4 protein-coding genes are annotated in these 13645 nt (G+C 73.2%); all 4 read left to right on the forward strand.

The genetic code is table 11. The features are described 5' to 3' along the window. Nucleotides 1-46: 46 nt before the first annotated feature. The 4 genes from ACQPY0_RS22880 (at nt 47) to ACQPY0_RS22895 (ending at nt 13604) form a co-directional block, all read left to right on the forward strand. Complete coding sequence (locus tag ACQPY0_RS22880) at nt 47-10621, forward strand: hypothetical protein (RefSeq protein ID WP_432992118.1); 10575 nt, start codon at nt 47-49, stop codon at nt 10619-10621. Nucleotides 10622-11066: 445 nt separating this feature from the next. Further along, nucleotides 11067-11717 (forward strand): hypothetical protein, encoded by a 651-nt coding sequence (locus ACQPY0_RS22885; RefSeq protein ID WP_432992121.1) that lies wholly within the window; start codon nt 11067-11069, stop codon nt 11715-11717. After that, complete coding sequence (locus ACQPY0_RS22890) at nt 11714-11908, forward strand: hypothetical protein (RefSeq protein ID WP_432992124.1); 195 nt, start codon at nt 11714-11716, stop codon at nt 11906-11908. The genes ACQPY0_RS22885 and ACQPY0_RS22890 overlap by 4 nt, the downstream gene beginning before the upstream one ends. Nucleotides 11909-11984: 76 nt before the next feature. After that, entirely contained in the window at nt 11985-13604 is a 1620-nt protein-coding gene (locus tag ACQPY0_RS22895) for a S8 family serine peptidase (RefSeq protein WP_432992127.1), read from the forward strand. Nucleotides 13605-13645 lie beyond the last annotated feature (41 nt).

The raw sequence follows: 13645 nt of genomic DNA on the forward strand, positions 1-13645 counted from the left end.
TGTGATGCCGACCTTTGATCCGTGTCCGCCGTGGCGGGCGACGCCGATGTCGCGGGGTCTGCTGCTACGGCCGCGCAGCGCGCCGGTGCGCCCGGACGGCCGGCTCGTGGCCTACGGGTCGGTGGTCGTACCCAACCCCAACCGCATGGTGCGGATCGTCCTCGGTGCCGATCTGCTCGCCGACGAGCTGCTGGCCGATTACCTGAAGTCGATGCCGGCGCGGGTCCGCGCGCGGGTACTGGTCGATGCCGGCGCGGTCGAGCCGCGGCTGTCGGCCCTGGACGCGCTGGCCGCGGCGACGAAGCTGGGCGTCCGGGTGGAACTGCCGTGGGACGGCGACGCCCCGGAAGATGTGGACTGGGACCGGCTGGAGCTGCTGGACGCCGACGGCGTGCCGGCTGGGTTGCCCTACGCGCGCACGGCCCATGCCCTGCCACCCGGCGTCCAGGCGCGGCAGCCGGCGCCCGGACGTTCCGGGCCACGGCTGTGGCCGGAGGCGAACTATGTCCTCGCGGGGGTTCACCTGCCGCCCGGAGACGCCTCCGGCCTGCAGACTGCCGACAGCCTGCACCTCGCCGAGCTGCACCCGATGATCGCGGACATGCTCGTCGTGTTCGTGTACGGCGAAGGCGCCGCGATCGTGTGGGAGCACGAGCTGTACGACGCGGACAAGTTCTCCGCCGCGATCCCCGGGATCGCGCAGGCACTCGGCGTGCCGCTGCACGGCCGCAGGCTGATGGTGGTGAATCTCGCCCGGGACGTGGCCCAGCTCGACGCGGCGTTCGGCAGGCAGGTCAGCGAGTCGCTCGGCACGGCGGTCGTCCTGGTCGACGGGCCGGCACCGATTCCCCTGTCCGAGATCAACGCCGGGCCGGAGAGGTTCACAACGGCGGACGGGTCACCGGCGCGGTTGTTCACCCCCGGCCACACCGTTGCGCAACCGCTCGCCCCGGCGTTGCACGACACCCTGCGGCTGCTGCACACGACCGCCCGGCCGGGCGAACCGGCCGGGCCGCCGCGGCAGTACACGCCGGAAGAGCTGCTCCTGCTGGCCACGCCGACGCTGGAGCGGCTGCACTGGCAGGCGATTCCGGGCCTGCGCCAGGCGTTGCGAATCCAGCCGAGGGATCCGCTGGCGAAGAAGCTGCTCCGGTGGATCGAGGTGATCGGGCGGGTCCCGGACGACCTGCCGGCGCTGGCCACCGAGTTCGGCGTGCGGCCCAGAGACCTGTTCGACCTGGCCCGCCGGCTGGCCGTGGACCCGCGCCTGCTCCGGCCGTTCGCCGAGTTGCTGCCGGCCGCCTTCGCGGACGGGCCCGTGGCGGCGTGGTCCCGGCTGCGGGAGGCGCTGCACGACGCCGGCGCGCACAGCGGCACGGACCTGGTCCTGCTGCTGGAGCTCGCTGACCGGCACTCGCTCGGTGCCGCCGACCTGCCGGTGCTGCGGTCCTTGGCGCGGCGCGGGTTGCCGGTGGAGCTGCTGCACTACCTGCCGGCCGAGCTCACGAACCGGATCCTGGCCCGGGAACGTCAGCGGATCACCGAACCGGCGTCGGCGCAGGCGCTGGTCGAGCAGTGGGAACTGCGCGATGAACCGGCGTTGCGCAAGCTCGCCCGTCGGCTGCGGGTGAGCGTCGAGGACCTTCCCGGACTGTACGGCCGGCAACTGGACGCGGCGGTACAGCAGCTCTGGGCGAAGCGCCCGGACGTCACGTCGCTGCACGCCCGGTACGCCTCGACCGTCAACGGCTGGGTGACGAACCTCGCGACGGAGGTCGAGAAGGCACTGCGTGCGGAATGGGGAGTCGCGGCGAACGGCCTCCCATGGGCGATGGAAGCCTCGGGGCGCCTGGGTTTCCCGGTGACCGAACTGGCCGGCATCCCCTCGACCCGGCACCGCGACCTCCTGCTGGCCCAGACGCTGATGGACGGGATCCCGCGCGACACCATGCGGTTGCTGGCGATGATGGCACCGCCCGGCGAGCCGGCCTTACCCGCGTATCCGGGACGCGATCTGTCGGAGGTCGACCGACTGGGCCGGCGGCTCGGCCTGAGCCCGCAGGACCTGGCGAGGCTGGCCCGGCTCACCGACACGATCGGCCGGGTCCCGGCCGACCTCGCGGCGCTCGCGTACCGGATGGACATCCCGGCGCGATTGCTTCTCGAGGTCGCGGCGGCCCTGGACACCGATCCGCGGCACCTCTTGCCGTTCGGGAGGTTGCTGTACCGCGCGGATCGGGGGACGCAGCAGAAGGGGATCGGCGTCGACCAGATCGTCAGGCGGCTGCGGGAGCTGGCGGTGGAGGCGCTCGGCCCGGCCTCGCCGACGGTCACGGATCCCTGGCAGCAGGTTCCGATCTTCTTCTGGCTGGCTACGGCCGCGCAGCTCGGAGCCGACCGGGAACTGACCTTCCTCGACCGCCTCAGCACGTTCTCGCAGCGACTGCGAACCGAACTGCGGGGCAAGCCGCTCGACGAGATCCTGAGCCAGACCGGTTGGGCGGGCAATGACTGGCCCGGCATCACGCCGCCGGACCCGGGCAAGGTCCTGTTCGGTGGCACCGCGCCCTACCGCATGCTGCTCGTGCAGTACTGGGCGGAGCGGCTGCAGGCGCACATCGCTCAGGTCGCCACGTTTGCCGGGAAGCATCGCCACGCCGACCTCGATGCCCTTGTCGCGATGGCTGCGGACTACAAGATCGGCGGTCTGGCGCTGCTCGCGTACGCAACGGCGATCGGCCGTGTCCCGATCGATCTGCGGGCGTTCACCGGCAACTCGAAGGTGGCCGTCAACGACATCGTGTGGGCGGGGGCCACGTTGAAGGTCGACCCGCTCCTGACGTTGCCCGTCGTTCTGCGGGACAGCCGGGGCGATCTGTCGCCGCTGTTCAATCGGGCGAGCATGCTGGAGACGGTGCTGGTCCCGCAGTTCGGGGTGGACCCGGCCACGATCCTGAGCATCATGGCCGACTTCGGACGGGACTTCGACCCGGACCGACTGCCCCGGCCGGCTGACCTGACCGAGTGGCGTGCGATCGCGTGGGGCATGCCACCCGATGCCGCCGCCGGCTACGGCACCCGGCTCGACCGGGTCCAGCACACCGCGCTCGCCCGGCTGGTGTCGGAGCTGGTCGCCAGGTTGTATCCGGATCAGTCGCTCCCGGATCAGTCGCCGTCGCTTCGGCTCATCAGCCAGGTCCGCATGAGCCGCATGCTGCTCGAGACGTACATTCTGCGCATCGGCCGGGTGCCGACCGATCTCGGCACGGTCGCCGCGAGCCTGGGGGTGGCCAGCCCCGCGCGGCTGCTCGCGCTCGCCGCCCGGCTCAACGTCGACATCAGAGTGCTGCGGGACTCCGACGGAGTGCAGCGGCTCAACCGGGACCAGCCCGGCGGGCATCTGCTGAGCGGTGTCGAGAAGCTCGCCCGGGAGATCGAGGCCAGCGGCGACTGGCCGGAGCGGGACCGCCCGGAGCGCAACGTGCTCGAGGACCTGCTGTGGCTCACCACTCACACCGCACGGGTGCCGGCCGACCTGGTTGTCCTAGCCGACAGCGCCAATGGCGAGCTACCCGTGACCCTGCTGCTCGCCACCGCTCGCGACCTCGGGGTGGACCCGCGCTCGGTGGCCGCCCTGGTCCGGGACCGGGCGGCCGGCGTTGTCAACGCGACCGCCACGTCACTGGATGGCACAACCCGGGGCGTTCCGCTGCGGCAGGCGATCCTCGACCGGTATCGGGACTGGGCCGCTGGGCTGTACCGCGGCCACGGTCTGCCGGAGCCCGACATCTGGTCGTTCTTCACCTGGCTCGCCGGCGACCGGACGCTGGCATCGAGCTACCCGGGTGACGCGACCGCGTTGGTGACGAGATGGTTCGACCAGCAACTCGCCCGGCTCTCCCTCGGCAACGCCGAGCTGAAGCGGATGCGCGCCGCCTCGCGCGAGCTTCGAGCGAACGCCGGACGGGCCGGCCTGTCGTCGGTGGACTACGTGCGTGTGGTGCACACGCTCGGCTTCATACCGGACCCGATCGTCGTCGCGGACACGGCGGCGGCGCTGAACCTGCCGCCGCGACGGCTGCTGGCGCTCGCCGAGGCCGCGACGTTCACGCCGGCGGAGATCGGCGTGCTCACCACCCCGGCCGACCGCGATTCACCCCTCGCGGAGGCCGCCAAGGCGCTGCACCGCAACGCGTACGACGCTGCCGCCTCGCTCGGCGCACCGACGCCGCTCGGCGCGCCGTCCGCCCTGGTCCAAGTCGTGCTCACCGACCTGGGCGTGCCGCTGGCCGACGCCGGGTCCGGCGACGACCTCGGCCGGCTCATGCTGAGCTGGACGAGCCTGGTCCTCGGCATCGACGTCCCCGCCCCCGGCGACGCGGACCTGCTGCGGGTCGCGTTGCGGTTGTTGTACGAGCTTCGGTTCGGCCTGGACCGCACGGGGCCGCGCAAGGCTGCCGACAGCCTCGGGCTGAGCCCGGTCGTGGTCATGGCATTGAGTCTGCACACGGACAAGAAGTTCACGTTGCGGAATCGACACCGATGGGGTGCCGAGGAGAACCGCCGGCTCGTTCTGCTCGGCGCCCACCTCGGGATGGACCCCGCGGGCCTCGCCGACGCCGAGGTTCGGAAGATCCTCAACGCACCCGGTACGACCCGGGCCCAGGCCGTGCGGACCGCTGCTGAGCACATCCGCACCGAACGAGGCCCGGCGGTTGCGGCCCCGTCCCGCCTCGCCGCCAAGCTGCGATCAGTGCTGGTACTGGCTCGGCAGTTGGCGCTCACCGGTACGGAATCGGTGCGGTTCCAGAACTGGATGGAAGACAACGAGCTCCAGCTGAGCGAAGCAGACGGACCCGACCTGCCGCAGCTGCGGGCCTGGCGGGTGCAGCGATTTCCCACGACGCTGGGTGGCGCCCCCGGCGACCTCACGTCCTTCCCGTGGCTGCAGCCCGCTCTGATCTGCGAGCTGAGCGGCGAGCTGGGCCGCGGCGCGGAGCTGATCTGGGAACTGAGCCGCGTCTGGGGCCGGGTACCCGACGACATCGTCGGCCTCGCCGCTCGCGTCGGCGTGCCGCCCGCTGAGCTGTTCGACCTGGCCGGCGCCGTTGGGGTGGATCCCGCGCTGGTTGTGCCGCTGCTCAGCCACGAGTGGCCGACCGACCGGGCCGGGCTCGGGGCTGCGATGCGCGCCTGGCTGGACGGCATGGCGGAACGAGCGCGGACCGACGACGCCACGCTGCTCGGTGCGATGCTCGACTCCGGATGGACCGTCGCCGACCTCGACAATCCCATTACCGATCAGCGGGACCGGCTCGCGCAGTGGGCCCAGCGCCTGCTCGGGGCCGACCAGAGCGAGCTGGACGAGCTCGCCACCAAGGGCGGCACCGGCTGGCGGACGATCCTGTCCTGGCTGGTGCACGCCCGGCAGTGGCACGCGCAGCTGTTCCCCGCCGCGCGCCGGCTCGGCGTCACCGATCATCGGCTGGCTGTGCTGAGCCTGCGGGTCGGGCGGGCGCTGAGCGACGTCCCCGAGCTGGCGAGCCGGGCCGGGGTCGACGACCCGCTGCGGTTGCTGGAGCTGGGGCAGGTGCTCGGCGTCGACCCGAAGGTCCTCGTGGAGCAGGAGTGGATCCGGCGGCTCAACACGTCGACGGCCGAGGAGGTAGCCGACTGGTTCCGGCAGGAGCCGGACCATCAGCGGCGCCTGCCCTCAGCGCCGGCCGTGGCACCGCTGATCACGGCGACAGCGCGGCTCGTACGCAAGCACGCGCTCGCCACGCACGAGGTGGTGTCGGTGCTGCGCAGACTCGCTGAGGCGGGCCTGGACGCGCTGTCCGTGACGGATGCCGGGTTCGCGGCCATGGTCACGGCCGAACGAGCGGGCTACTGGGCGGACCACTTCGGCGTGCCGGTGGACGAGATCGCGGAAGACCTCGCCAAGCGCCCCTGGCTGTCGCATGTCGATCTGGTGTCCGCCGCGAACGCCGCCAACGTCGCGCACCGGGACCTGCTGATCCTGGCCCGCAGGGTGGGCCGGCAGCCGACGAGCGTGCTCCACGCCGCCAAGAAATGGGGTGTGCCGGCGGCCAGGCTGTTCGAGGTGGTCACCGCGATCGGGATCGACCCGATATACCTCCGGCCGCTGATGGAGGGCCTGCACGGCACCAGCGAAGCGCGGGCCGCCCTGATCCGGCAGCGGCGTGCGGCCCTCGACACCTGGTCGGCCGAGACCGGATACGACGCTGCGACGCTGGTTCTGGCGATGAGCGACTCGTCGGTACCCATCAGGAAGGTCACCGGCGCCGAGCACGCCCGCACCATCGTCGAAGCCTGGCTGGCCGTCACCGCGGGCCTCGACGGGCCCGCATACCAGCAACTCGCCCAGACACCCGGGTTCGACCTGGACCAGATCAGGGCGGTGGTCGAGCACTTCGCCGGCCTGCAGCCCAGCCGGGCGATCGACACGTTCGCCGCGTTGTTCGGCATCTCGCAGCTGTACGCGAACGGGGCAACCGTCCGGCTCGGCCCCGTGTTGGAGATACCGAAATCCTGGGAGTCCTCCGCGCTCACGGATCTGCTCTCCCGCACGCCCCCCGCCGCTGAACCCGGGCCGTACCAGCGGATGGTCAAGCTGCTGTCGCTGATCGACCCGGGACTGAGCGGTGCGGACGCCGTCGAACTGCACGATCAATCGGTCGCCGGCGGGTATCCGCTGGACACCCTGACGCCGGAGGTCTCGGCGGCGTACCAGGCGTACTGGAAGGCGCGGCGCGACCGGCGCGGAGGTTGGTCGAAGCCGGTGGCCGAGCTGCTGCTGCGGCGCCTCGGCCACCCGTGGCAGTTGCCCGGCGGGCGGTCGGCGACCGTCGTGCACGGCGGGTCCGGGGCGCCGGGGCCGGACGCATCCGGTGAGCAGCGGCTGTACGAGCACCTGCTCGGGGTGCCCGCGGACTGGCCGGCCACCGACCAGGGCAGCGCCGGGACGCTGGCCCGGGAACTGGACCGTCTCCGGGCCGGCGAACCGGCCGCCGTGGACGCGGAAGAGCCCCCGGCAGCCGGGGACGCGCCCGAGCCGGCCCGCCGCGCCGGCGACAAATACGGCTGGTGGGGGCGTTTCCTGTCCGCGGACGGTTCCCGGGCGCACGGCCTCGACGGGGTCGTCGAGCACATCGCCGGCACCGTCCGGGGCCGGGGCATCGTGATGCTGCGTTCGCCCGGCGGCACCGCAGGAAGCGGTGTGCGCGTGCTGAACGTCTTCGGCGGCGATGCCGGTGAGGTCGTCTTCCTCGATCCGCTGACCGGCAGCCCGGCCGACCTTTCCGGGACCGCGCCGCTCGACGTGCTGTTCCAGGCGACCGAGGGCGGCGTGACCGCGCCGTTCGAACCGGCCGACCCGAGCGCCGGTGCGGTGCCTGACCGGCCGGCCCCGGACGTATCCGGTCTCGGGCTGCACCCCGTCGAGGTCGGGCCGTTCATCGCCGGGCTCACCGGGCCCGCGCCGACCGGCCCGGACGCGGTGGCCGCCGTGCGCCACTGGCGGTTCGGCCGGTGGAGCAGGCTGTTCCAGCTGAGGCCGGAGATCATCGCGAAGGAGCTCGAGGAGCGGCCCTGGCTGGGGTACTCCGAGATGGTCGCGCTCGCCCGGGCGACCGGTGCGCCACCGGCACACGTCCGTCAGCTGAGCATGACGATCGGGCGGGTCCCGGCCGACCTGCCCGACCTGGCCCGCCGGATCGGGTCCACACCGGGTCAGCTGTGGGAGTGGGCGTCGACGCTGCGCGCCGACCCTTGGCAAGTCGCGTCGATGCTTGGCGAGGGCGCCGACGGCCCCGCCGTGACGCGGCTGGACGACCGGCTCACCCGGGTCAGCCGGCGGGTCGGCGACACTGTCGCGACGCTGCTGGCGGTCCTGACCGACGCGGGCGTCACCGCCGGCGATCTCGACGACCTCGGTGACGACATACTGGTCGAGCGATACCACGCCTGGCTTCGCGACGTGCTCGACGTGGCACCTGAGCAGAGCAGCGAGCTGCTCCACGCGCCGTACCCGGTTCACTCGCTGCTGCACTGGGCCGCGCTTGCCGTGGCGGGTAGTGCCGACGACCTCGCGCGAGCCGCCCAGGCCGCCGGGACGAGCTGGCAGCAGGAGGCCGTGCGGCGGCTGCGGGCGCATCCGATGATCCATCGGGACCTCGGTACCACGCCGGACACCGGCACCGACACGATGGACATCGACAGCGCCGGTACGGTCGGCCGTTTCCTGGTCCGCCTCGCCGAGTTCGTGCAGCGGCACGCGCTGCGGCCGCACGAGATCGGGCCGGTCATCAGCGGGCTCGCCGACACCGCGCAGAACGCGGACGAGGCGGTCCGCAAGGTCCGCACCACGCACCAGGCGCACCTGCTGCAGGTCGAGGCCGACGAGGTCGACGCCGACCGGACCGACCGGCCGTGGCTGGATCACGACCGGCTGCGAAACCTGCTGCCGTCCGACAAGCAACAGCCGGAGCGGATCCGTCGCATCTGGTCGCTTGCGCGCAGCCTGGGCCGGATGCCGGACGAGCTGCCCGACCTGGCGGCGAAGTGGAAGGTCGGAGCCGACGTCATCGCCGAGATCGCCGTGCGCATCGCCGTCGAACCCGGCTGGCTGAGCCCCATGCTCGTCTCGCCGCCGGCCGGCGGGTCCCTGACCGAGCTGGTCCAGCAGTGGAGCGAGAAGCTCTACCACTTCTCGTCGGCGCTCGGCCGCGACCGCGCCCTCGTGCTGCAGGCGATCGGCGCGAGCGGCCTGGACATCAACTCGCTCGGCGACCTCGACGCGCTCCGGTCGATCGTCGACCGGTGGGTCGCCGAGGTCCTCGGGATCAGCCGGCCGGTGCTGCACGAACTGGAGCAGGAGCCCGCCTTCGACCTGACCCGCACGTGGCCGAAGCTCCGCGCGATCGTGCAACCGGACAGTGGTGGCTTCTCCCGGGACGCACTGGCCGCCCGGCTGGGCGCCGACTGGACGGTGCCGACGGGTGAGGTCCACCGCGTGGTACATGCCGCCTCGGGTGAGCCGGAACCGGCGGGTTCGGGTGCGCGGCGGCTCTACCTGTACCAGCTGGGGCTGCACGAGGCGGCCCACCCGGTCACGGATCCGCAGCAGGCCGCGCACCGGCTGCACCGCGCCTTCGCCGTGGACCGGCGGCTGGCCGCCGTGAATCCGGCAGCGGCGCTGGCGCCCACCCCGGCCGAGATCGAGCTCGACGAACTGCTGCGCCGTTACCCGGGCAGCCGCGGGCCGGTAGATCTCCCGGCCGATTCCGGGCTGCACGATGTGATCAGGTACGTTGCCGGGTCGCCCGGCCGGCACGGCCTCGTGTTCCACCGCACGGCCGGCGCCGGCGGCGTCCAGACCGAGGGCGTGCTGAACGTGGTCCGTGCTCCTGGCGGCGAGGTGGTCTTCATCGACCCGGTGACCCTGTTGCCGGGGCACCTGCCGACATCGGGGGCGACCGGGCTGCGGTTCCTGCCCACCGGAACCGCCCCGTTCCGGCCCTCGGCCGGGCCGGCGGGCCCCGACCCGCGCCCGCTGGTCCTTCCGCAGGGCGTGACGGAGCTCGCCGGGGTACTGGTCGCCGGTGCGTCACCGGGCGTACGTCCATTGTGGAGCATCGTCGGCGAGCGGGCAGCCGGGCTGGGCCGGCCCGTCATCGTGGAGTCGCCGGAGGACCCGGCCACGCTGGTCGCCCTGGGGCAGCTGCTGGAGCGGCTGCGCTGGAACGCCGAAGGCCCGATCGTCGTGTTGGGCAGCACCGCGCCGCCCGGCCCGGACCTGCTGGAGCTGCTGGCCCGGCACGGGGTCGCGCTGGTGCACCAGGCGCCGCCCGCGGCGGCGAACGGCGCGGCGCCGCAGCTGACGAACGTCTGGGCGGTCACCGGCCCGGACGGGGCGAGCGTGCGGTACGACGGCGCCGAACTGACCGCAGCAGTGTTCCAGGAGGCGGCCGCCCGGTCGCCCCGGTCGCCGGGCGGACCGCCGCCGGCGGCCCTCGTCGACTGGCTGACCGCCGATCCGCAGCGATCCGGTGCCATGCTGATCGAGCAGCTGACCGAGCTGACCGACGCCGAGGTGCGGCGGTGGCTGCAGGAGATGACCGACCGGGCCGCGGCCGGCGACGGGACCGGCCCGGCGCACATCGCGCTGCTGGACCTGGCCGTGCTCGGACACGCCGACCGGGGGTTGGCCTACCGGGCCGCGCCGAATCCGCAGCGGCGGGCGGCGGCGGCGTTCGGCACCGACCCGGCGCAGCTGGCGCAGCTGCGGACGGTGGCGGACCCGCTGGCCAGGCTGGCCTCGGCGACCGCAGCGGACCGGATCGACCGTGCCAACGCGGCGGTCCTCGCCGCCATCGACATCGTTCTCAACGCTGAGGAGCCGGATCCCGGGAAGTTCGACCGGTCCGCGATCTTCTGCCTGCCCGGTGAAGATCGGCTGGAGTGGGTCGAGCGACTCGAGCAGCTAACCCCGACGCTGGGCGACGACCTCGACCGCGTCGAGGTGCTCGGCAAGCTCATCCTGCTCGTCCTGACCTGCAAGCCGGGTCCGGCGACGAAAGCGCCTCCGGACAAATTTTAGGTGACTTTCCGGCGACATTGAACCGAACCGGCGGGGCGGCCGTTCTACGTGGGCCCGGGCGATGCTATGGAAGCGCTCCCAGGCGGTGTGACGGCAACTGGAGGGGCAATGCTGGCTTTCGTCATCGTCGATGAGGTCCCGGTCGGCGGACGCGCACGGCCCACCGGGGCGGCGCCGGCGCTCGCGTCAGCCGATCGCGGGCGGCGCTGACCCGGCCGGCAATCCGATACAGGCGCCGCACCGGCGAGCGACGCCGCCGCCGGTGACGCGGTGCGCGGCCGATTGACGATCCCTGGCGGTGTTTCCCGGCCCGTCATCGCGCTCGGAACGCGCGACCGCCGCGTCGCGCGATGAAGTGTCCATAGTGGACGATCGGGCTTTCGGGCCGGCGCTGCCGTGCGCTACGGCGCTCAACCATCATCCGAACCACAGGGAGGCATTCGGCATGTCCTTGGCGGAATCGACAGCGATTGCGAGTATCGACACGGCCTCGGATCCGCACCGCCGCCAGGCCTTGGAGATCGCCGCGTTCGAGGCGTGCATGCTCGTGCGGTGCACCGGGACCTGGGACCGGGACGCACAGCGCGGCTCGCGGAAGGGGCTCGCGCGCATCGCGTCGGGGCCGCTCGCGGAGTTCAGCCGGTCCAGCGCGGCGGACCGGCTGGCCGAGCTGTTGCAGGCGATCGGTCGGCTGGCGAGCGTGCATCGTTACACCGCCGGCAACCGGCACCGCTACGAGATCTCCCAGGTGTTCACCGAGTTCGGCACCCTCGGCCTGCTCGAGCGCACCTGGCAGCAGGGGTACGTCGAGATCTGCGGCCGGCCGCACGGCCTGCGTCTGCCGCATCGGCCGCGCCAGGCCCGGCACGCCCGGCTGCTGTCCGAGGCCGCCTGGCGCGCGATGCTGCTGGTCTGCGGCCCCACCCGGGCCAATGCGCCCGGCCTGCGCGTCGCCGACCTCGACACCGCGACCTTGCTGGTGCGCGCCGGCCGGACCCTGCGGATGCCGGTCCGGATGACCACCCGCCCCGGCGGCCAGCTGCTGCTGGTCGTGCCGGGCGGCGCCCGCTCCGGCGCGGCGGGGGAGGGATCGTGACCAACCCCCGCACGGCCGTCGAGCGCGTCCGGCACAGCCTGGCCCGGATCGGCGAGCTCGACGGCGACCTACGATCGTGCATCCCGCTGCGGCCCGAAGCGGTCGACGAGGCCACCTCGGTCGGCGTGTCCGGCCGTCGCCCGCTGCTGGCCGGTTGGACGATCGCGGTCAAGGACACCATCCGGTCGTGAACCGCGGCGGCGGCGCGCTCGTCTACCGGGCGCCTGTTCGCCCGCTGCGCCGGAGCTCCGGCGGAGGAGGAAACCAGTGGTAACCACCCGCTGGCAGCGCGTGTCCGTGCTGCTCACCGTGCTGCTGACGGCCCTGCTGCTGGCGCCGCCGGGCCGCTCGGCCGCCGCGCCCGCCGAGGCGCCGTTCGTCCTGTACTACACCGTCGCCGCGCCCGGTGAGACGCTCGCCGGCACCGCCGAGCGGTTGCTCGGCGACGTGAACCGCGCCGGCGACCTGTACCGGCTCAATGCCGGCCGCGTCCAGCCCGACGGCGCTGCCCTCAGTGACCCGGCGCAGCTGCACGTCGGCTGGCACCTGGTCCTGCCGTGGGACGCGGTCGGGACCGGTGTGCGATACGGCCAGCTTCCGGGCACCCCGGCGGCACCGGCCAGCCCCGCGGTGCCGAGAACCAGCGCGGCACCGGGCACTCCCGCGGTGCCGGGCGCGTCGTCCGCCGCGTCCGCCTCCCCGAGTCCGTCGTCGCCGCAGTCGCCGACCCCGACCCCGGTCCGGGGCTCCACGAGCGGGTGCGCCGCCGGCGCGAGCGGCCCCAAGTCGGACTGGGCGCGCGAGCGTGTCTCGGCGGGTCCCGCGTGGGGCAGGGCCCGCGGTGCGGGGGTGACCGTCGCGGTTGTCGACTCGGGGGTTGACGGTACGTTGCCGCAGTTCGGCGACCGCGTGCTGGCGGGTGCTGATCTGGTTACCGGTGAGGGGCGTGGTGATCAGGATTGTCTTGGCAGTGGTACTGCGATGGCGGGTCTGATTGCCGGGGGTGGTGATCAGCCGTTGGGGGTGGCGCCGGCCGCGCAGATTCTGCCGGTTCGGGTCAGCGATTCGGGTGCGGCGGTGAGTGGTGCGGCGAAGGCGTCGGCGATCGAGGTCGCGGTGACGGCGGGCGCGAATGTGGTCGCGTTGGGTGCGGGGTTCGATGTCGCTGATCCGGCTGTCGCGGAGGCGATCGCGCTGGCGTTGCGGCATGATGTGCTGGTTGTGGCGGCGGCGCCGGGTAAGGGTTCGCCGCCGGCGGCGCCCGGGGACGGTTCGACCGGTGCGTTGCTGCTGGTGGGGGCGGTTGATCCGGCCGGTGCGCCGGCGGGTTCTCATCCCGACGGGCTTGTCGAGGTGGTCGCTCCGGGGGTTGACGTGCGGAGCCTCGGTATCGCCGGCACCGGCGAGATCGGTGTCTCCGGTGACCAGTACGCGGTGGCTCTGGTCGCCGGGGCGGCGGCTCTGGTGCGCTCGGCCGAGCCGAAGCTGACCGCGGTCCAGGTGAAGGACCGGCTGACGCGCACCGCCGACCGGATGGGCGCCGCCGCTCCCGACACGCGGGTCGGCTGGGGCATGATCGACGCGGCCGCGGCCGTGTCCGGGACACAGGTGCCCGACGCGGACGCGTCCGGCTCGACCGGCAAGGGCGGCTCGACCGGCGGCGTCGTGCTGGCCGTCGTCGTGATCGTCGTGGTCGTACTGGCCGCCGTCGCCCTCTTCATGATCCGCGTCCGCCGCTGGGCCCGCACCGAGCCGGCCCAGGAGTCCGGCGAGCAACCGGAACCCGCCGGCCGCGACCCGTACGCGCGGGATCCGGGCGATACCGACCTGCTGGACCGCAGCCTGCTCAGCCGGGAGCCGGCGGCGGGCGACCCCGACCGCGCCTGACACTGCGACAGCACCCGGCCGTCCCCGCCCCGCCGCACGGG

This window comes from Dactylosporangium sp. CA-233914 (genome assembly GCF_050942935.1).
Taxonomy (GTDB): domain Bacteria; phylum Actinomycetota; class Actinomycetes; order Mycobacteriales; family Micromonosporaceae; genus Dactylosporangium.